Source organism: Hoeflea sp. 108 (genome assembly GCF_000372965.1).
Taxonomy (GTDB): Bacteria; Pseudomonadota; Alphaproteobacteria; order Rhizobiales; family Rhizobiaceae; genus Aminobacter.
In genome coordinates this window covers 3,342,676-3,363,385 of the sequence record NZ_KB890024.1, presented here as the reverse complement: position 1 = coordinate 3,363,385, position 20,710 = coordinate 3,342,676, and the positions used below count along the sequence as shown (strand labels likewise).

General features: G+C 63.2%; 16 protein-coding genes. 6 read left to right on the top strand and 10 right to left on the bottom strand.

Annotated features, from left to right (window positions below; translation table 11 throughout):
• Positions 1-17: 17 nt before the first annotated feature.
• A complete protein-coding gene (locus B015_RS0116710) occupies positions 18-503 on the top strand; it encodes an SRPBCC family protein (RefSeq protein ID WP_018428870.1) in 486 nt (161 codons plus the stop codon).
• A gap of 166 nt (positions 504-669) precedes the next feature.
• The gene (locus B015_RS31110; protein ID WP_018428869.1) at positions 670-1,524 is read left to right on the top strand and encodes an alpha/beta hydrolase; all 855 of its coding nucleotides are present in this window, start codon (positions 670-672) and stop codon (positions 1,522-1,524) included.
• A gap of 84 nt (positions 1,525-1,608) precedes the next feature.
• Here B015_RS31110 and carA read toward each other — a convergent pair whose 3' ends face one another.
• Positions 1,609-2,811, bottom strand: a complete 1,203-nt coding sequence (gene carA / locus B015_RS0116700) for a glutamine-hydrolyzing carbamoyl-phosphate synthase small subunit (protein ID WP_018428868.1) — start codon at positions 2,809-2,811, stop codon at positions 1,609-1,611.
• Positions 2,812-3,100: 289 nt separating this feature from the next.
• Between carA and B015_RS0116695 the strand changes: the two genes are divergently transcribed.
• The gene (locus B015_RS0116695; protein WP_026227379.1) at positions 3,101-3,550 is read left to right on the top strand and encodes a GatB/YqeY domain-containing protein; all 450 of its coding nucleotides are present in this window, start codon (positions 3,101-3,103) and stop codon (positions 3,548-3,550) included.
• A 725-nt stretch (positions 3,551-4,275) separates the two neighbouring features.
• Here the strand turns inward: B015_RS0116695 and B015_RS0116690 are convergent.
• The 6 genes from B015_RS0116690 to B015_RS0116665 form a co-directional block, all read right to left on the bottom strand.
• Positions 4,276-4,626, bottom strand: coding sequence for an iron-sulfur cluster assembly protein (locus tag B015_RS0116690; RefSeq protein WP_157632768.1), 351 nt, complete (start codon positions 4,624-4,626; stop codon positions 4,276-4,278).
• Complete coding sequence (locus tag B015_RS0116685; protein ID WP_018428865.1) at positions 4,623-5,774, bottom strand: amidohydrolase family protein; 1,152 nt, start codon at positions 5,772-5,774, stop codon at positions 4,623-4,625. Before B015_RS0116685 ends, B015_RS0116690 begins: the two co-directional genes overlap by 4 nt.
• A 47-nt stretch (positions 5,775-5,821) precedes the next feature.
• Entirely contained in the window at positions 5,822-6,688 is an 867-nt protein-coding gene (locus B015_RS0116680; RefSeq protein ID WP_157632767.1) for an alpha/beta hydrolase, read from the bottom strand.
• Positions 6,663-7,667, bottom strand: coding sequence for an ABC transporter permease (locus tag B015_RS31105; protein WP_018428863.1), 1,005 nt, complete (start codon positions 7,665-7,667; stop codon positions 6,663-6,665). The genes B015_RS0116680 and B015_RS31105 overlap by 26 nt, the downstream gene beginning before the upstream one ends.
• Positions 7,664-9,178, bottom strand: a complete 1,515-nt coding sequence (locus B015_RS31100) for a sugar ABC transporter ATP-binding protein (RefSeq protein ID WP_018428862.1) — start codon at positions 9,176-9,178, stop codon at positions 7,664-7,666. The genes B015_RS31105 and B015_RS31100 overlap by 4 nt, the downstream gene beginning before the upstream one ends.
• Before the next feature lie 83 nt (positions 9,179-9,261).
• Positions 9,262-10,428, bottom strand: coding sequence for a substrate-binding domain-containing protein (locus tag B015_RS0116665; RefSeq protein ID WP_157632766.1), 1,167 nt, complete (start codon positions 10,426-10,428; stop codon positions 9,262-9,264).
• 148 nt (positions 10,429-10,576) lie between these two features.
• Here B015_RS0116665 and B015_RS0116660 point away from each other — a divergent pair, with 148 nt between their 5' ends.
• Positions 10,577-11,524 carry a helix-turn-helix domain-containing protein gene (locus B015_RS0116660; RefSeq protein ID WP_245262335.1) on the top strand — a complete coding sequence of 316 codons (948 nt, stop codon included), beginning with the start codon at positions 10,577-10,579 and terminating at the stop codon, positions 11,522-11,524.
• Positions 11,525-12,019: 495 nt separating this feature from the next.
• On the opposite strand, the gene B015_RS31095 is transcribed toward B015_RS0116660, so the two are convergent.
• The 3 genes from B015_RS31095 to B015_RS0116645 form a co-directional block, all read right to left on the bottom strand.
• On the bottom strand, positions 12,020-12,604 hold the full coding sequence (locus B015_RS31095; RefSeq protein ID WP_245262206.1) for a glyoxalase superfamily protein: 585 nt from the start codon (positions 12,602-12,604) through the stop codon (positions 12,020-12,022).
• 171 nt (positions 12,605-12,775) lie between these two features.
• The gene (locus B015_RS0116650) at positions 12,776-13,939 is read right to left on the bottom strand and encodes an amidohydrolase (protein WP_018428858.1); all 1,164 of its coding nucleotides are present in this window, start codon (positions 13,937-13,939) and stop codon (positions 12,776-12,778) included.
• A gap of 417 nt (positions 13,940-14,356) precedes the next feature.
• Positions 14,357-16,021 (bottom strand): Na/Pi cotransporter family protein, encoded by a 1,665-nt coding sequence (locus B015_RS0116645; RefSeq protein ID WP_018428857.1) that lies wholly within the window; start codon positions 16,019-16,021, stop codon positions 14,357-14,359.
• Positions 16,022-16,358: 337 nt separating this feature from the next.
• Between B015_RS0116645 and dnaG the strand changes: the two genes are divergently transcribed.
• A complete protein-coding gene (gene dnaG / locus B015_RS0116640) occupies positions 16,359-18,314 on the top strand; it encodes a DNA primase (protein ID WP_018428856.1) in 1,956 nt (651 codons plus the stop codon).
• A gap of 326 nt (positions 18,315-18,640) precedes the next feature.
• Positions 18,641-20,665 (top strand): RNA polymerase sigma factor RpoD, encoded by a 2,025-nt coding sequence (gene rpoD, locus B015_RS0116635; RefSeq protein WP_018428855.1) that lies wholly within the window; start codon positions 18,641-18,643, stop codon positions 20,663-20,665.
• Positions 20,666-20,710 lie beyond the last annotated feature (45 nt).

Below are 20,710 nucleotides of genomic sequence, written 5' to 3'. Positions count from 1 at the left end.
CACGAAAGGGAAGTGACATGAACAAGATGCTTGTCGAGACGCCGGAAGGCGAGCCGGTCATCCGCATGAGCCGCACCTTCGATGCGCCGCGGACGCTGGTGTGGCGGGCCTGGACCCGGCCCGAACATGTGGCGCGCTGGTGGGGCTCGCGCGCCATGGGCGCGACCAGAGTGATCAAGCTCGACGTCCGCCCCGGCGGCGAATGGCGCTTCGAGCAGACCACGCCAGATGGCACCGTCTTTGCCTTCATCGGCAAATATATCGAGGTCGACGAGCCGGAGAAGCTGGTCAACACCTTCGCGCTCGAGGGTATGTTCGAAGACAAGACTGTCATCGAGACCCATCGTTTCGAGGAGAAGGACGGCAAGACCCACTACAGCGGCGTCACCCGCTTCGACAGCATCGAGGACCGCGACGGCATGGTCGCCTCGGGCATGGAAGCCGGCGCGCAGGAAAGCATGAACCAGCTCGAAGAGCTGCTCGGCGAGCTCGTCTCCGCCTGATCTTCGCCGGCTCCGGCCGGCATTCCCCTATCGCAATCGTGAGCCAGCCGGCCGCATGGCGGCCGGACGGCACCGCTCAACCTTCGCAATCGTGACCCAGCCGGCCGTTTGGCGGCCGGACGGGATCGCTCATCCCCAAGACACTATTCCCAGGACAGGAACCACAATGAACACAACGCTGGCACGTGCGGGCGCGGCCCTGCTCGCCCTTTTTTCCACCATGGCACCGGCAACGCTTTCGGCCCAGCAGGCAGCGCCGCTCGAACTGCATCATCAGATCCAGGGGGAGGGGCCGCCGCTGGTGCTGCTCCATGGCGCCTTCATGACCATCGAGACCAACTGGTCGAGCAGCCTCGGTGAACTCGCCAGGTCGAACAAGGTCATCGCCGTCGAGCTGCAGGGCCACGGCCGCACCGCCGACCGCGACAGCGGGCTCAGCTACGAGACGATGGCCGACGACGTTGCCGGCCTGCTCGACAGGCTCGGCGTGCAGAAGGCGTCGGTCATGGGCTATTCGATGGGCGGCAACGTCGCCCTGCAGATGGCGCTGCGCCATCCCGATCGCGTCGAGCGCATCGTCGCGGTGTCGGCGGCTGCCAGCGACAAGGGGCTGGCTGCGGGGCACAAGGAGATGGTGCAGCATCTGAGCGCCGACATGTTCACTGGCGCGCCTGTGGTGGCGGAGTACCAGAAGCTGTCGCCCAGGCCGGACTTTCCAGCCCTGGTCGACAAGGTCAAGCAGCTGGAGCTGACGCCGTTCGACTGGACCGCGGACCTCGCCAGGATCAAGGCGCCGGTGCTGCTTGTCGCGGGCGATGCCGACGTCGTGACGCTTGGCCATCTCGCCCAGATGCACGCCGCGCTCGGGGGCCATGCCAATGGCGACATCAACGGCCCGTCGCGCAGCCAGCTTCTGGTGCTGTCGGGCACCACTCACATGGGCATCCTCGCCGACCCGGCGAAAGCGCAGCAGGTGGCGCTGGCGGCCAATGTCTTCCTCGGCGCTCCCGCTGCGAAATAGGCGAGCATCCGGTCGGCTTCAGCGCAAAGGAAAAAGGCCCCGCATCGCGGGGCCTTTTGTCTGTTTGTCGGTGCCTGCCTGGTCTCAGCGCTCGGCGAGTGCGGGTTCGCCCTGGCGTTCGCGGATCAGGTTGGCGAAGCGGCGGAAGAGGTAGTGCGAATCCTGCGGGCCGGGCGAGGCCTCGGGGTGATGCTGGACCGAGAACACTGGACGGCCGGTCAGCGCGATGCCGCAGTTGGAGCCGTCGAACAGCGAGACGTGGGTTTCTTCCACGCCCTCGGGCAGCGAGTCGGAATCGACGGCGAAACCGTGGTTCATCGACACGATCTCGACCTTGCCCGTGGTGTGGTCCTTGACCGGGTGATTGGCGCCATGGTGGCCCTGGTGCATCTTGGCCGTCTTGCCGCCGAGGGCCAGCGCCAGCATCTGGTGGCCGAGGCAGATGCCGAAGACCGGCAATTCGGTCTTGAGCAGGTCCTTGATGACGGGCACGGCATATTCGCCCGTCGCCGCCGGATCGCCGGGGCCGTTGGACAGGAAGATGCCATCGGGCTTCATCGCCAGGATGTCTTCGGCAGAGGTCTTGGCCGGCACCACTGTCACCTTGGCGCCGAGGCCGGCGAGCAGGCGCAGGATGTTGCGCTTGACGCCGAAGTCGACGGCGACCACGTGCATGGTGGCTTCGTTGCGCTCGCCATACCCTTCGTTCCACACCCACGGCGTCTCGGTCCAGGACGACGACTGGCCCGAGGTGACCTCCTTGGCAAGGTCGAGGCCGATGAGGCCCGACCAGGCGCGGGCCTGCGCCTTCAGGTTGTCGATGTCGAACTTGCCGTCGGGCGCATGCGCGATGACGGCATTGGGCATGCCCTTTTCGCGGATCAGCGCGGTCAGCGCGCGGGTGTCGACGCCGGACATGGCGACGATGCCGCGACGCTTCAGCCACTGGTCGAGATGACCGGCGGCGCGATAGCTCGACGGGTTGGTGACATCGGCCTTGAACACCGCGCCGACCGCGCCGGAGCGCGCCGCCGGGTTCAGGTCCTCGATGTCCTCGTCATTGGTGCCGATGTTGCCGATATGCGGGAAGGTGAAGGTGACGATCTGGCCGGCATAGGAAGGGTCGGTGAGGACTTCCTGGTAGCCGGTCAGTGCGGTGTTGAAGCACACTTCGGCAACGGCCGTGCCGGTGGCGCCCAGGCCTCGGCCGGTGATGACCGTGCCGTCGGCCAGAACCAGAACGGCGGTCGGCACTTCGGTTGCCCAGGGGGCGGTCTCTGAGGCCATGGCGATGCTCCTGCGTAACGGGCGCCGCGACTTGAAGAATGGCTCGCAAGGGGCCATATCGCGCAGCGAAAAGCACGGACGACCACCGTCAGGCGGGCCCCGTGCACAAACCAAAAAAGTCCTTGCAAGGCGCGGACAATAAGCGAAGGCCTGATTGCGGTCAATGACTGCGGCGGCATTCGCGGCTAATTATTTTTCTGAATAGAATCAGGAAGTTGGCCGTTGTCATCGGGTTTGCCGCTGTGGCAGATCGGCGCTATTGTCTGCGACACGTTCAGGAGAAATGGTCATGCGTGCAACGCTCGCCGAGGCGCTAAAGACTGCATTGAAGGCTGGCGACAAGCGCCGCACCTCGACATTGAGGCTGATTCAGGCCGCGATCCAGGACCGCGACATCGCCCAGCGCGGCGCCGGCAAGGACGCCGTGACGGATGATGAAATCCTCCAGATCCTGACCAAGATGGTCAAGCAGCGGCAGGAATCGGCCAAGGCCTTCGAAGACGGCAACCGTCTGGAACTGGCAGCCCAGGAGCGCGACGAAAGCGCCATCATCTCCGAGTTCCTGCCCAGGCAGATGAGCGAGGACGAGGTGCGCGAGGCGGCGAAGGCGGCGATCGCCGAGATTGGCGCGGAGGGGCTGCGCGACATGGGCCGCGCCATGGCCGTGCTCAAGGAGCGTTATCCCGGCCAGATGGATTTCGGCAAGGCCAGCGCGATCATCAAGGCGCTGCTGCAGTAAATTCGAGGGCTTATGCCCCTGTGAACGCGACGCCCCGCCTGCGATGCAGCGGGGCGTTTTTCGTTTTTGGGCGCTTTTCCGGCATTAGGTTGCAAAGACCACCAGCCAGAATCCGACGCTGCGTGGCGACTGGTGACCTTTGGCAGCAAGCGACCTCAATTGAGACATAAGAGGTCGAACTACGACATCCCAAAAGCAGTCATACACCCTCGAGCCTGCGACAGCAGCTTTTAGTCCTCAAGTCGGCCGTTCGCCTACGCCGCAGATTTCCCGAAAGCGGATATCTGACAGCCTATGGCGCAGCGGCGCGACTGCCGGCGCGTCGGTGGCGCATGCCAGATCGTCTACCGTATTGCTTCCATAGCTTACCGGCCAGCCTTTGACCCAGAGTATGTCCTTGATCGTCGTTGGCACGCCGTCCGCCGGGGAAAGCGGTGCGATTCTTCTCCATCTTTGTTCCGAAAGGCGCGCTGCTTCCAGCGCGCCTTTCGGAATCCAGTCTGGTGAAGGCGTTGAACCGCGCCTGTACCAATTCCGCCCGTTTCAGGACGGAGTGGATCACTTCGACAGGCGAAAGCGATCCCGATGCGTAGGCTAGGCCAGTTGCCGGGCGTCGAGCCTGCACACTTCGTCCGCGTCAGCCAGCGAAGCAGCGCGCGGCCCATCAGCGCTTATCGTCTCGGCCATGCAGACTCCCTAGGCTGTTCCGATCAGGCAAGAGCGTCCTATGTCTCGGGATAGCCGATCCGCGGTCCGCTCAGGGTCGCGCGATAGGACGCGGCCATATGCCCGGGCGTCCAGTCGATCTCCGGCGAGATGGACACCTCGACCGAACCAATGCCCTGCAGGTTCATCAGCTTTTCCTTGGCTTGCGCCGTGAAGCTTGGGCCCATCATGCAGCAGGGCGATGTCACCCGCAGCTGCAGTTTCACGGCGATCGCATCGCCTTCCGTCTCGAGGTCGAGTCCCTTGATCAACCCCATTCGTACAAGTCCGACAGGCTTGCCGATTCCCGCGCTGCAGGGATCTATGATCTCATCTAGTGCGGCTTCCACCACGCTGCGCATATCCATCATGCTGTCCTCCTGCCGCTTGTCCAAGGCTCTGCCAGTCGGTCGCGATTGGCAAACTCATCGGTGGCGGCAACCCGCTTCAGCTTTTCCACGTCAAGGTTCAGGATGCGTGCCTGGGTCCCCCCGAGCATCATGCGCTTGATCTCGGGTGTCAGCGCCGGATAGGCATAGCCTTCCTGCATGCTGACCGGAATCTGGAAGTTCCAGAACGCCTCGAGGAACGGCTGGGGATGGATGACCGGAACGCCGGTTCCCCAGACAACACGGTCCGCCGCGCCCGCCTGAACCAGCGAGCCGAGTATGTGGGCAAGCCGTTCCGGTGCATAGAAGATCAGCGCGCTGGTGCCTTCCAGGTTGATCGTCACGTTCGAGTTGTAGGTCGCCTTGAGGACGGTGTCTTCGAGGAAGGCAAAACCGCCGTGGAAGATTTCGAAGTTCATTTCGGGGAAACTGGTCGCGGCATCGTTGACGTCATCGACCATGAAGTACTCGTGGCCGACATTGCCGAAGGGGATCGCCTTGTGCATCGCCACGGTCTTGATGCCACGCTTGAGCATCCGCTCGTACAGCGGGAACATCAGCTTCTCGTCGTCCATCCTGGTGCCGCGCACCGTGCCGCCCACCAGATCGAGGGGATAGAACTTGAAGGCCGATACCTGCTCCTCGTCGATGAAGCGGTCGATCTCGTCGAGCACGTTGTCGTGGTAGGGGCTGATGCCGCCATAAATCAGGACACGGCCGGGCCAACGGTCACGCATCTCCTTGCCGACGTAGAGCGGACCGCCGCCATCCCTGAAGAGATTGAAGATTGGCAGGTGATGATAGACGCATGCATCGACCTGGCTCTCGCCGAAGAGCGAATGGCCGATCAGGTCGGCGTCCTGCATTATCCGATGCTGCTGCGGCACAAGCCATTTGGGCACACCGCGCGGCGTATAGAATTCGTGGATGCCCCACAGCATCTGCGTCATCATGGGCGCATATGAACCGGGCACCAGATTTTCCGGGTCGTGATTATAGGTGTGCGCAACCCCGTCTATGACGAAGATGTCATCGGGAAGCGCCTCCCAGGCCTTCCCGTCGGAAATGCGGGCGGCAATCTTCTGGTCGATCCCGGTTCCTCCACCAAACTGCGCTGCTTGCTCCGACATCGTTTTTCTCCCTGGCTCTCTGGCTGGATATGGCCGCCCTACCTTCTTCATTCCTGCTGGTGGCGAAGCAGGAAGTTCAGGGCGGCTGCGTTGAAATCTACCGGGTTCTCGATGTTGAGAAGATGGCCAGCATCCGGCACCACGGTCAACGTAGCCTGCGGGATGAGCTGGGTGATCTCTCTGGACATGGAGAGCGGGGTGAGCGGATCGTCGGACCCGCACATGACATGGGCCGGCACTGCGATGTGGTCCAGGCTGACATGGGTGTCGAGATTCACCAGCGCCTCGATACTTTTGATGTAGCTGTGCTTGTGAAGCCTCGACATGCTGTCGACGAGCTGGGCCAGAGCTGCCGCTGACGCCTTCGGCCCCATGAGCGATTGCGCCACGGGCCCGGCGATGTCGACCGGCTCCTTTCCGTTCATCAGCGGTTCCCTGCGGGAGCGGATGAATTCCGCTCGGGCCTCCGGCGAGAAGCGCGAAAAGCCTGTGTTGGTCGCGCATAGGGTGATCGTGCGCAGCCGGTCGGGATAGGCGTAGGCGAAATCCATCGCGATGCGACCGCCCATCGACAGTCCGATGATGTGCGCGCGCTCTTCGCCGAAATGATCGAGCACCCTCGCCAAATCGTCGGCGAAATCCCGGAACCGCAGCTCCGTTTCGTAGTCGTCGCTGTCGCCGTACCCGCGAGCATCCCAGGCGACGGCGCAAAAATGCTCGCCGAAAACCGGGAGATTATCTCGCCAGTTTCGCCTGTTGCCGCCAATGCCGTGCATGAAGACGACAAGTTCTCCCTCGCCAACGCTCTCGACCGCGATGCGGGGAGATGCGCCGACGAAACTCGTTTGTATTGTGGCGTTTGGCATGGCGGGAGTCACTTGGCTGGCATCACTTGTGCAGGAGGTTGCGGACACGTGATCCGCCTGTCGCAGCGATAAGTACTGCACCTGCGAACAGCTGCTGCGAATAGGCCGGTGCGCCGATCAGGAGCAGGCCAAGGGTGCCGGTCCCGATGATATAGACGCCGATCACGGTGCCGAGAATGTGGAAGCGCTTGTTGGCCAGAGTCACATAGCCGAGGAAGGCTGCGGCATATGCCGGAAGCATCATCGATGTGCCGAATAGGGGCGTCAGCGAGCCCTGCCTGGCGGTATACATGAAGCCGGTGATGCTCGCCAGGACGGCGCAGGCAATGAACGCGAGAAGGACGTTGCGGTTGACCCGAATTCCAGCCATGCGGCTTGCTGCCCGGTTGCCGCCGGTCGCGTAGAGATGGCGTCCAGTAACCGTGTAGCGCAGTGCTACGGCGATCACGACGGACAGAACGAGAAGATAGAAGAATGGCGCCTGCAATCCGGCGATGCGCCACGAGCCGTACCGTATGAACGCATCGGTAAAGCCGGTGAAAATGACAGAGTTTCCTGTCACCCAGAGCGTCGCGCCGTCAAGCAGGCTTGCCGTACCGATCGTCGCGACCAGTGCTGGAATTTCAAGCACTGTGACGAGAATGCCGTTGAACGCACCGATCACCAGAGCGCTGATCAAAACGACCAGCAACGCCGTCGGAATAGGCCAGCCGAACTGCGTGATCAGGACTGTCGCAAGCGCGCCGGCGAAAGATGCCGTCGCGGCGATGGAAAGATCGAATTCGCCGACGATCAGCACCAGCGTCAGGCCGCAGGCGAGGAGCGCGAGCAGGGCTCCATCATTGAGGATGGTCACGAAGTTTTCGCGGGTCGGGAAATATGCGGGCTCGGCGATCGAGAAACCGATGATCAGCACAAAGAGAAAAATCACAGGCGCCGCGGACGCCAGGTCAAAACTGCCGGTCCAGGAAGAGCGCTCGGTGGGACTGGTTGTGGTGGTTTGGGCGGAAGTTTCCGGGATCGTCATACCGCGACCTTTGTGCTGTCAGAAGAGGATAGAAGACGATGCAGCATCGAATCCTTCGAGATATCGGCGCCGCTAAGTTCGTCGATGATCGTTCCATCCCTCAGCAACAGAACGCGATCGCAAAGGGCTTGGAGTTCCTCCAATTCTGATGACACCACCAGAACCCCGCGACCTTCGCCGGCAAGCGCGCGAATGGCGCCATAGATCTGGGTCTTGGATCCGATGTCGACGCCATGCGTCGGCTCATCGAGCAGGAGCAGGCGAACCGGACCCAGCACCCATCGCGAGAAGATGACCTTCTGTTGATTTCCGCCGGAGAGAGCCGACATGGAGGCGTGGATCGAAGGCATCCTCACGGAGAATCGCTTTGTCGCTTCCTCGGTCTTCTGTTGTTCGGCGCGAAGATTCAGAAGTCCCCCGGTTCGGAACCGGCTGGCCCATGGCAGGGTTACATTCTGCCAGATGGGCAGCGTGTCGACGAAGCCATCATGGCCCCGTTCTTCCGTCACAAGCGCAATCCCCGCCTTCAGGGCGTCCCGGACCGAGCCGGTTGCGACGGGCCTGCCTTCAATGAGCACGTCGCCGGCAGTGCTGGGTGACGCGCCTGCAAGCATGCGAAGTATTCGTGACCTGCCTGAGCCTCCGAGGCCGGCTATTCCAATGATCTCGCCCCTGGCTATGTCGAAGTTGATATCGCTGAGTCTGCTGTCGCCAAGCCCTTTCACCGAAACCAGCGTTTCGCGATCCTTGGCGACCGGACCGGCCTTGCGTACAAAAAGGTCCTGCATGTCGGACCCAACGATGTCGCGCACCAGTCCGCCCTCGGTCATTTCTGCAAGCGGCGTGGTCGATATCCGCCGCCCGTCGCGCAAGACCGTCACACGGTCGGCGATCCTGAAAACCTCTTCAAGGCGATGACTGACATAGATGACGCTTACACCGCGCTCCTTCAGTTTGCGGATGGTGTCGAGGAGAGTACGAACTTCCGGTTCGGACAGAGACGCCGTGACCTCGTCGAGAACCAGCAGCCTGGGCTTGCGCAGCAAGGCCCTTCCCAATGCGACCATCTGGCGCTGATGCGCGCTCAGGGAGGCGAGAGGAGTCCGCGGATCGACCGAGAGTCCCAGCGATGCCAGACTCGCTTCGCATTCGCCATGCTGGGTTTTCCAGTCGATCAGCCCTGCCTTCCGATGTTGATAGGGAAGGCCGAGGAGAAAGTTCTCCGTGATCGAAAGGTCGGGGATGAAAGGCGGTCTCTGATGGACGAAGCCAATTCCGGCAGCCAGCGCATCGCTTGGATGCAGGAGGCGCAGCGGGCTTCCGGCCAGAAGCATTAAACCGTGATCAGGCGAGAAGTCTCCCGCGAGTATGCGGATGAGTGTCGACTTTCCGGCGCCGTTCTCTCCGACGAGCGCGTGGATTTCGCCTTTGCGCACATCGAAATCCACTCCCTTCAGTGCGCGGGTCTCGCCGAAGGTCTTTGCGATGTTCGAGAATTGGAGAAGCGACATGTCGATGCTTTGTCCGCGAGCGTATGGAGCCTGCGGCGGGCGCTGTGCCTGCCGCGATGGCCCCGACACATGTGTTCCGCCGGCTAGTTCGCCGCCGCCCAGATCTCACGATATTTCGTCTTGAAGTCGAAGCCCGGATCGTAGCGCTTGCGGGGTGTTGCATTCGACTCGATGGTCAGCTGAAGTGGGAAATCCTTGTTCACGCCGACCTCAGCCTTGTTGATCGCGCGATTGCATTCGTCGATGCCAGCCCACGCCACCCATTCCAGGCCCCAGTTGATGGTCGCGACCTGGCCGCCTCCCGAAACGATGGAGTCTACCGCGACGGGTTCACCGTCAAAGCCCAGCGCCTTGATCTCGGTCCGGTCGCGCTGCCGTGCCGTCGCGAGAACCGGAACGAGCGATTCGTCATACGGTCCCAGCACCCACTGGATGCTGTCCTTGGGGTGCTTGGTCAGCAGCGCCTGTGTCTTGGTGATCAGGTCGGCGGCGCCCGCGCCTACATTGAACTCTACCTCTTCCACGACCGTGGCGACATCACCGCCATGCTCGGCGAGATAGTCCTTGAAGCCCTGAAGCCGTTCACCCAGCTGCGGGAAGGCGGGGGCCGTGAACATGACGACGTTGCCGCCGCCATTGGCAACCACATAGGCTGCGAGAAGCTTGCCGGCAGCGGTCTGGTCGATGCCGAAGCCGATATCGCCGCCAAACTCCCTCGGGTCGTCGGAGAAGCCCGTCACGAAAGCGATCCCCTTCTCCTTGCCCCGCTGGATCTGAGCGCGGATATCGCGCGATGGGGAGCCAAGGGTAAGCACGCAGCTTACATCGCGGTTTATTGCTGCCTCGACGGCTTTTTGGGTAACCGCGGGATCGCCCTTCGAATCGATCGGTATGACCTTCCAGCCCATAGCCTCGGCGGCCGCCGTGGCGTCCGCAAGTGTGGTCTGGCAAACGGAGAGAGCGAGAGGGCATGGAACCACCGCGATCGTCGCGTCCTTGACGGGTTTCGGCGAAGCTTCCGCGCCGGTCCAGCGCGATGAGCCTTCGCCCAGCGGATCGCGTGACATGACGGTGTTGGTAGCCTGGCCGACGACTTTCTTGGCGAAGTCGATGGCGGCCTGATTCGCGCTGGCCGGTAGCACTGCGGTCGCCGCCAATGCGAACGCTGTAAACGACACACCAGTCATTCTGCGTGAGATACGGTTCATCGTTGTTCCCCAGATTGTTGAATGCATGGTTGTGATCACCATCGCTTGATCCCAGTAAAGCTTCGACGGGGAAGGAAGTCTTGGTACGATCGTGCATGAAGAATGCCGCGATTGTGCACTCCGGCGGGTGGAGTTGTGCACTTGTGAGCGCTGGACCGCTGCGCTAACGTGCATGGGGTTGTTGGTGCCGATGATCACTGTCCTGTCCACTGATGCGGTCGATCCGACCGCCCGTTTCACGAGTTTCCAGGAGGCAATCTGCCAGATCGCCGATTTGTCGGCTCATCGGTTCGAAACCAACGCCTACCAGGCCAAGATTAGAAAGAGTCAGGTCGGTTTCCTCGACTGTTCCTTCGTCGACTGTGAACCGGTCGTCATCGAACGAAGCCTTGCCAATATCGGCCGTGACAATGGCAAGGACTATCTGCTGGCGCTGCAGGTAGTCGGAACCGGTGTCACGCGGCATATCGGCCGTGACGTGCGTCTGACGCCAGGCGACTTCAGCATCGTCGACAGCACTCTGCCCTATTCCATCGAGTTCGAAGGCCCGGTTCGGCGGGTCGTGGTCCGGTTCCCGCGCAACGAGTTCGTTCACCGTGGGCTGAGCACCGACAGGGTGTGCGGGCACATATTCCGCGGTGAGGGCGGCGCCAGCGGCCTGGCTTCCCGGATACTGCGATCGCTCGAAGCCGATCCCACGGATATGGGACCACAGGCTGGATATTCACTCGCTACCGCGATCCTGGATCTTATCGCCGATTCAGACCCGGACGACGATACGTCCCTGGGCGATGAACTCACGCAATCGCACGACCATATCATCCGACGCATCCGCAGCATCGTGATCGTCAATCTTTCGGACCCGGAGCTGTCGGTTTCCTTCGTGGCGGCAAAGGCGGGCATTTCCGTTCGCTACTTGCACAAGCTTTTCAGTGCCACGGGAACGACCTTGCACAAATGGATCGAGAGCGAGCGCCTCGACCGCTGCTACCGCACGCTCCAGCGCTCAAATCAGCGCAACCGGACGATACAGGACATTGCATTCGCCAACGGGTTCAATGACCCGGGCTATTTCAGCTACCGCTTTACCCGCAAATACGGAAAGAGTCCGCGTCAGGTGCGAATGAAAGCGCGTTAGCTGCTTGTCCGACCAGAAACTCGCGCTGCTTGAATAAATATGGTCTCCAGAAGCCGCCGATCCGATTTCGGCCCCTGGTTCGCTAACCCACCAATGTCTGCTTTTCTTGGAGGCTCTTCCAAAAGCCGACAGTTCACTAGCCACCCCTTATCAGCCATCGAAAATGCTATTTTCAATCAATGACTTGATATGGCGTTGGTGGCGTTTTCTACCTAATACCGCGCTTTTCCTTCTCCCCTTGTGGGAGAAGGTGGATCGGCGCGCAGCGCCGAGACGGAGGGGTGTTGGAAGGAATGAGGCGGGGCAGAATAGGGTGCTGTGAAGCGACAGGCCTTCGGATGCCGAAGCTCCGTCCAGCACCCCTCATCCGCCCCTTCGGGGCCGCCCGGCCTCCGCTATGGCTCCGGGCGTTCGTCGTTGGAAAAGCATCGTTGGCTTTTCCTGGCCTTCGGCCACCACTCCTTACCCCGCAAGGGGGGAAGGGGCGCTGCTCCGTCAGGCCGCGCGGCGGAGCCTGACGGGCGTCCTGTCGCGCAGGGCCCAGATGTGGCCGAACGGGTCAAAGACAGTGGCACCGCGCCGGCCGTCGGTGGCCGACGCGAGCTCTCCTCGTAGCCTTGCCCCTGCGTCGACTGCCCTCTGCAGGGCGGCCGCTGCGTTGGCGACCTCCAGTATGAAGACGACGCTGACGGCACCATCAGCCTTGGGGAAGAAGGGACCGCCGCGATGCGGCTCGAGTTCCCGCCGCGGATTGGCGCCGCCGACCTGGACGGCAACGTCGCCGATCCTGAGGTCTATCGAAATCGGCCTGCCCTCAAATCTGTAGACCCCGCCTCTGACGGCGCCGAAGGCACGCTGGTAGAAGGCTGCCGCTTCTTCCTCGCAACCGTGTTCGACCAATATTGAGACGCCGAGGCCCGTTCCGGCGTCGCAACTGGCCTTCAGCATGTTCCAGTCGGTGCAGCCGAGTTGCCGGGCAACGGTTTCGAGACAGGCGCTGTGGGAGAGGTGTATGCCCTGTTCGGCCAGGCTGTTGCGCAGGTCTCTGGCCATGGACTTCACGCGGTCAAGCGTTGGCATGGGTGTTTTCCCTATGGGGGCGACTTCAGGCGTCAGTGCTCGCGTTGCCGACGGTCGCCCGCGAGGGGAAAACCTGGTTCGTGGTGCATTCACCAATCCCAAGGGAGCGAGCGGCAGGCTGCACGGCCTTTTCAGAGTTTACGAACTCGGTCGATTCGCGCAAGCAGCGGCTCACCCGGCCGGCAGGCGCTGGCGCACGATGGCGGCGTGGAAGGCTGCGCCGTGGATCAGGGCTGCGTCGTTGAAGTCGAAGCGCGGATTGTGCAGCGGGGCCGAGGTCTCGCCATTGCCGATATAGGCAAAGCAGCCCGGCACGTGGTCGAGGAAGCGGGCGAAATCCTCCGAAGCCGTGACCAGTTCGCCCTTGCCGTTGATCGCGGCCGGCTCGAACACCGCTGCTGCGGCAGCAAGGGCGGAGGCGGTGGCGTCGGCATCGTTGACCAGCGGCACGAATTCCCTGCTGTAGGCCACTGACGCCGTGCAATTGTAGGCAAGTGCGGTGCCCTCGGCGATGATGCGCATCTGCCGTTCGATCTCGGCGCTGACCTCGGGGCGGAAGCTTCTGGCGTCGCCGAGGATGCGGGCGTGGCCGGGCAGGGCGTTGCGGGTGCCGTCGGTGATGAGCTCGGTGACGGAGACGACGGCGACATCGGCCGGATTGAGCCGGCGCGCGGCAATGGTCTGCAAATTGGTGACGACAGCGCAGGCCGCCACCAGCACCTCGCGGCCGACATGCGGGCGGGCGGCATGGCCGCCCAGGCCTTCGAGCACGATCTCGAAATTGTCCTCGGCCGACATCAGCGGGCCGGGCCGCGTCTCGAAATGGCCGAGCGGCAGGCCGGGCATGTTGTGCAGGCCATAGATCTCGTCGAAGGGGAAGCGGCTCATCAGGTGATCGTCGAGCATGGCGAGCGCGCCCTTGCCCCATTCCTCGGCCGGCTGGAAGACGAAGCGCACGGTGCCGTCGAAACCGCCGTCGGCGGCGAGCATCTTGGCGGCGCCCAACAGCATCGCGGTGTGGCCGTCATGGCCGCAGGCATGCATGACGCCTGGCGTCTGCGAGGCGTAGGCGTGGTTGCCTTGCTCGGCGATGCGCAGTGCGTCCATGTCGGCCCTCAGGGCAACGGCACGGTTGCCGCTGCCGCGCCGGAGCGTGCCGACCACGCCGGTTCCGCCTACGCCCTCGACCACCTCGTCGAGGCCGAACTCGCGCAGCTTCTGCGCGACGAAGGCGCTGGTGCGTTTCTCCTCGAAGCCGAATTCCGGGTGGGCATGCAGATCATGGCGCCAGGCGGTCATGTCCTGGATGAGGCTTTCCCGGTCGAGCGCGGCCATGTGCTGATCCCCTGAAGGTGGAAATGCAGCCTCGCCCGGATCGGGGCGGACAGGCAAGGGCCGTCGCTGGGGCCAGGATGGGCGCTTTTCGTCTCGGGACGAGGCCGGCGCAAACTTTCCTTCTCCCCTTGCGGGAGAAGGTGGATCGGCGCGCAGCGCCGAGACGGATGAGGGGTGTTGGAAGAAATGAGGTGGAGCAGAATAAGGTGCTGTGAAGTCTTGGGACGCCGCGTTCCGTCCAGCACCCCTCATCCGCCCCTTCGGGGCACCTTCTCCCACAAGGGGAGAAGGGGAGGTCGCGCTGGCCCGGCCCTCCGCCAGGGCTCCGGACGTTCGTCATTGGAAAGGCCAAATCGTTGGCTTTTCCTGGCCTTCGCCCACTCTTCACCCCGCAAGGGGAGAAGGGATCGACGCTGCTCAGCTTGCCTTCAGGCGCGAGCCCTGGAGCAGGCCGTGCTCTTCGAGGACCGGATAGGCCATGGAGGCGAGCATGGAGTTGATCTGCTTGAGGTCGCGGATGGTGTCGAGGTGGATGGAGCTGGTCTCGACGCTCTTGATGGTGCCGTCGCGCAGCCTGAGGAAATGACTCTGGCTGGTTTCCTTCTCGACGTCGCGCAGATGGTCCTTTTCGGCCACCAGCTGGCGCGCCGTCTTGAGGTCGCGTGAGACCAGCACGTTGAAGGACAGCCTGGCGTTGGCCAGCACCGCCTGGTGGAAGCTCAAAAGTTCGCGCCAGCCTTCGGAGGTGAATTCGAGGCCGCGGTCGAGCTTCTTCTGGACATGGGCGAGCATGTTGCGGACGATGATGTCGCCGACCTGCTCGAGCTTGACGCAGGCGCCGAGCAGCTCCTGGCAGCGCAGCGCCTCGTCCTCGGTCATCGGCCGGATGGTCGCCTTGGCGAGGTAGAGCTTGATCGCCGCATGCTTGCGGTCGACGCGGTCGTCGAGGGCGGCCAGCGCCTTGATCTTGTCGGCGTCGGCATCCTCGTAGAGCTCGATGATGCGCTGGAGCATGATCTCGACGGTTTCGCAGACGCGCACGACCTCACGGGTGGCGTTGGCGAGCGCCTGGGACGGGGTGTCGAGCGCTGCCTCGTTCAGCGCGCTGAGCTCGACCACCGCCATGTCCTTGGCGGCATCGGGCTTGGCGCCCATCGCCACGATTTTTTCCGAGGCGCTGTAGACCAGCCTGGCGAGCGGCAGGCCGGCCACCAGGATGATGCAGTTGAACAGGATGTGGGCGTTGATGATCTGGTCGGGCACCGATGTGCCGAGGAAGGCCACCGGCGGCTTGAACGACAAGAACAGCACCAGCATGACCAGCGAGCCTGCGCCGCGCATCAGCAGATTGCCCACCGGCACGACGCGCACCGCAGGCTCGGCGCTGCGGGTGAGCAGGGGGGCGATGACCGAGCTGCCGAGATTGACGCCGAGCACCAGCACGATTCCGAGTTCGGGCGGCACCAGCCCGCGGCCGGCCAGCGTGACGATGAGCAGCACCGCTGCGATCGACGAATGGAACAGCCAGGTGATCAGTGCCGCAAGCAGATAGGCGGTGACGGGATCGCCTTTGAAATAGTCGATGATGACGGGCAGGAGCTTGCTTTCGCGCAGCGGCTCGGAGGCCTGGCCGACCATCTCCAGCGACAGCACCAGAAGGCCGATGCCGACGAGGATGCGGCCGAACTGCTGCCAGGAGCGGCGCTCGGTGGCGAGGAACATGGCGGTGCCGGCGGCAAGGCAGACCGGCACCAGAAGCGACAGGTCGAAGGTCAGGATCTTGATGACCAGCGCCGAGCCGATCTCGGCGCCGCGCACGGCGAGCTGGCCGGCCATGCCGCTGACGATGCCCGCACCGGCAAAGGAGCCGACGAGCAGGGTGACGGCGGTGGAACTCTGCAGCGCGATCGCCAGCGCGGTGCCGGCAAGCACCGCCATCAGCGGGTTGCGCATGGTGTCGCGCAGCTTGTGGCGCAGCACGTCGCCATAGGCGCGCTCGACGCCGGTGCGCACCATGCGTGTGGCAAACAGCAAAAGTGCCACCGCGCCGGCGAGATGGAGGAGGACGACCGAACCGCTCACCGTGCGTACCTCGCTGGGGTGTTGGCCTGCTGTCCTGGCTTTTGGGCGCTGAGGCGAATCACTGTGTTGACCATGCCGATTAGATTAGCCGGATAATATCTTTCGTCCATATTGCACAGCTGTGCAAATGCAACAAGAGGCGACTGTCCATATGTAGTGCGGTTCGACATCGGGCGTGGTTCCGGCGCGACCGCGACGCGCCGCAATCTGAATGGCCTGGCTGAATGGCCTGGCTGGACGGTCGGGCTTGTGACCTGTGAAAACCGGGCATGGGTGCGAATAGGGGTCGCTGGCCGGCGTGGGCTTGCTTATATGAGGATGAAACAAGCAGGGCCCGATGCGCTTTTCCGACGGATTTTTGAGCGAGATACGCGACCGCGTGCCGATTTCGGCCGTGATCGGCCAGCGTGTGACCTGGGATCGCAAGAAGACCAACACCCAGAAGGGCGACTTCTGGGCCTGCTGCCCGTTCCATGGCGAAAAGTCGCCGTCGTTCCACTGCGAGGACCGCAAGGGCCGTTACCACTGCTTCGGCTGTGGCGTGACCGGCGACCATTTCCGCTTCCTCACCGAACTCGACGGAATGAGCTTTCCCGAAGCGGTCGAGCGTATCGCCGAGATGGCGGGTGTGCCGTTGCCGGCGCGCGACGCCCAGGAAGAGCGGCGCGAGCGCGAGAGGGCGTCGCTGCACGACGTCATGGAGCTGGCGACGCAGTTCTTCCAGGACCGGATGCAGGGGGCGGACGGGGCCAAGGCCCGCGCCTATCTGCGCGACCGCGGACTGACGCCTGCGACGCAGCAGTCGTTCCGGCTCGGCTATGCGCCTGAAAGCCGCAATGCGCTGAAGGAGTTCCTGGCCTCCAAGGGCGTCGAAAAGGTCCAGATGGAGGCCTGCGGGCTGACGGTGTTCGAGGACGTGCCGGTGTCCTATGACCGGTTCCGCGACCGCATCATGTTCCCGATCCCGGATTCGCGCGGGCGCATCATCGCCTTTGGCGGCCGCGCCATGTCGGCGGACGCGCCGGCCAAATATCTGAACTCGCCCGAGACCGAGCTCTTCCACAAGGGCAACGTGCTCTACAACTTCGCCCGGGCCCGCAAGGCGCTGCAGAAGGGCGGGGCGGTGATCGCCGTCGAAGGCTATATGGACGTGATCGCGCTGGCCCAGGCCGGGTTCGAGAATGCGGTGGCGCCGCTCGGCACGGCGCTGACCGAGAACCAGCTCGAGCTTCTGTGGCGCATGTCGGGCGAGCCTGTACTGTGTTTCGACGGCGACAAGGCCGGCCTGAAGGCCGCCTACCGCGCCGCCGACATGGTGCTGCCGCTGGTGGCGCCGGGCCATACGGCGCGCTTTGCGCTGCTGCCCGAGGGCAAGGACCCCGACGATCTGGTCAAGGCGGAGGGGCCGGAGGCGTTCCGCACGGTGCTCGACGCCGCAAGGCCCTTGTCCGACCTGATCTGGATGCGCGAGACCTCGAACGGCATCTTCGAGACGCCGGAGCGGCGGGCGGAGCTTGAAAAGACGCTGCGCGAGCTGACCAGCCGGATCAAGGACGAGAGCGTCCGCTACCACTACCAGCAGGAGATGCGCGAGCGGGTGCTGAATTTCTTCGGCAGCCAGCGCGGCCGCCAGCAAGGCGGCCAGGGCGAGCGCGGCAAAGGTTCGTTCAACAAGGGCGGCAAGGGCGGCGAGCGCGGCCAGTGGAACAAGGGCGGGCCAGGTGTCGCCGCCGGCAGGCTGGCGGTGTCCGACAGCCTGGCGCGTTCGGCCCTGGTCAAGCGCGCCGGCAGCATCCTGCCGCTGCGCGAAACCTGCCTTGTCGTGGCGCTGGTCAATCACCCCACGCTGGTCGACGAGAATTTCGACCATGTCGAAAGGCTCGATCTCAGCAATGCCGAGCTCAGGCAGCTGCATGTCGCGCTGATCGACGCGATGGCCCATGACGAGGCCAACAACCGCGACGAGGTGGTGGGCGCCATCGGCCGCGCCGGCTGCAACGAGATCTGGGAGCGGGCCGTGGCACTCGTGCGCAAGGCGCGCCAGTGGACGGCGCTGGAGGATGCGGCGCTCGAAGACGCCCGCGACGCCTTCGCGCAGACGTTGCACTTGCACCGAAGCGCTCGCACCTTACATAAGGAACTGAAACAGGCCGAAGCGGCACTCGCAACCGATCCGACGGACGAAAATTATCGGCATCTGGTGGAGATCCAGGCGCAGTTTCATGACGTGCAGGCCACCGAAGCGCTTATCGAAGGCTTTGGCGTGTCCTCTGGCCGAACCGGGCGGAATTGAGGCGGGGACGCTGTCCATCCAGCAATTGATTCGCCTTTTTGAGGCGAATCATGCGACAGGCGCTTGACCTTCCGCCAGAATGACGGAATCAGGTCGATTCGAAAAGTTAACCGGTAGCCAGGCTGCCGATCGAGTCACTGGCCTGAAAATGCGGGGTGGTGGTGCTTGTCACTGGACAGGAAGATATTCCGCCACAGATATCAGGGTTAATCTGGACTTAAGACAGGTGAAGCTACTGGCAGTTCAGGCGCAGGTTGGATGAGCGCATCTGATTTGCACTGTACGGAAGTTTAAGCGGCTGAAAGGCCGTCTGGAGAAAGCGAAGAATGGCGACAAAAGAAAAGGAAGAGGTCGAGACCGAACGCGAGGGCGCAACCGACGGCCCCTTGCTCGACCTTTCCGATGACGCTGTCAAGAAGATGATCAAAGTCGCGAAGAAGCGCGGCTATGTCACCATGGACGAGCTGAATTCGGTTCTGCCCTCGGAGGAAGTGACCTCCGAACAGATCGAGGACACGATGGCGATGCTGTCCGACATGGGCATCAACGTCGTCGAGGACGACGAGCAGGGCGAAGAGGCCGAAGCCGCTGAAGGCGACGCCGAGGAAGACGCCAACGAGCTTGCCGAACAGACCGGCACGGCCGTTGCCGCCACCACGACCAAGAAAGAGCCCACCGACCGTACCGACGACCCTGTGCGCATGTATCTGCGCGAGATGGGGTCGGTCGAGCTTCTGTCGCGTGAGGGCGAAATCGCCATCGCCAAGCGCATCGAGGCAGGCCGCGAGACGATGATCGCCGGCCTGTGCGAGAGCCCGCTGACCTTCCAGGCCATCATCATCTGGCGCGACGAGCTCAACGAAGCCAAGATTCTGCTGCGCGAGATCATCGATCTCGAAGCCACCTATGCCGGCCCCGAGGCCAAGCAGGCGCCGATCGTCGAGCGCGTCGACGAAGACGCCAAGCCGAAGGACGAGCCCAAGGCCGGCCGCCGGCGCGGCGGCGACGACGAGGACGACATCACCAATGTCGGCGGCGACAATCGCGGCGAGGAAGAGGAAGAAGACGAGGACGAGGCCAGCCTGTCGCTGGCGGCCATGGAAGCAGAGCTTCGGCCGCAGGTGATGGAGACGCTCGACGTCATCGCCGACACCTACAAGAAGCTGCGCAAGCTGCAGGACCAGCAGGTCGAGAACCGTCTCGCTGCCGCCGGCACGCTGTCGCCGAGCCAGGACCGTCGCCTCAAGGAGCTGAAGGACCAGCTGATCACGGCGGTGAAGTCGCTGTCGCTGAACCAGGCCCGCATCGAGGCCCTGGTCGAGCAGCTCTACGACATCAACAAGCGCCTGGTGCAGAACGAGGGCAAGCTTCTGCGCCTCGCCGAAAGCTATGGCGTGCGCCGCGAGGAGTTCCTCAGGGAATACCAGGGCTCCGAGCTCGACCCGAACTGGATCCGCTCGATCTCGAACCTGTCCAGCCGCGGCTGGAAGGAGTTCACCAAGAACGAGAAGGACACGATCCGCGACCTGCGCGCCGAGATCCAGAATCTCGCCACCGAAACGGCGATCTCGATCCTCGAGTTCCGCAAGATCGTCAACCAGGTCCAGAAGGGCGAACGCGAAGCCGCGATCGCCAAGAAGGAAATGGTCGAGGCAAACCTGCGCCTCGTGATCTCCATCGCCAAGAAATACACCAACCGCGGCCTGCAGTTCCTGGATCTGATCCAGGAAGGCAATATCGGCCTGATGAAGGCCGTCGACAAGTTCGAGTACCGCCGCGGCTACAAGTTCTCGACCTATGCCACATGGTGGATCAGGCAGGCGATCACCCGTTCGATTGCCGACCAGGCCCGCACCATCCGCATTCCGGTGCACATGATCGAGACGATCAACAAGATCGTCCGCACGTCGCGCCAGATGCTGCACGAGATCGGCCGCGAGCCGACGCCGGAAGAACTGGCCGAAAAGCTCGCCATGCCGCTCGAAAAGGTGCGCAAGGTGCTGAAGATCGCCAAGGAGCCGATCTCGCTCGAAACCCCCGTGGGCGACGAGGAGGATTCGCATCTCGGCGATTTCATCGAGGACAAGATGGCGATCCTGCCGATCGATGCGGCGATCCAGGCCAATCTGCGCGAAACGACCACGCGCGTGCTGGCCTCGCTCACCCCGCGTGAGGAACGCGTGCTGCGCATGCGCTTCGGCATCGGCATGAACACCGACCACACGCTGGAAGAAGTCGGCCAGCAGTTCTCGGTCACCCGCGAACGTATCCGTCAGATCGAGGCCAAGGCGCTGCGCAAGCTCAAGCACCCGAGCCGGTCGCGCAAGCTGCGCTCGTTCCTCGACAGCTGATCGCATCCGCATCGTTCAAAAAGCCCGGCTTCGGCCGGGCTTTTT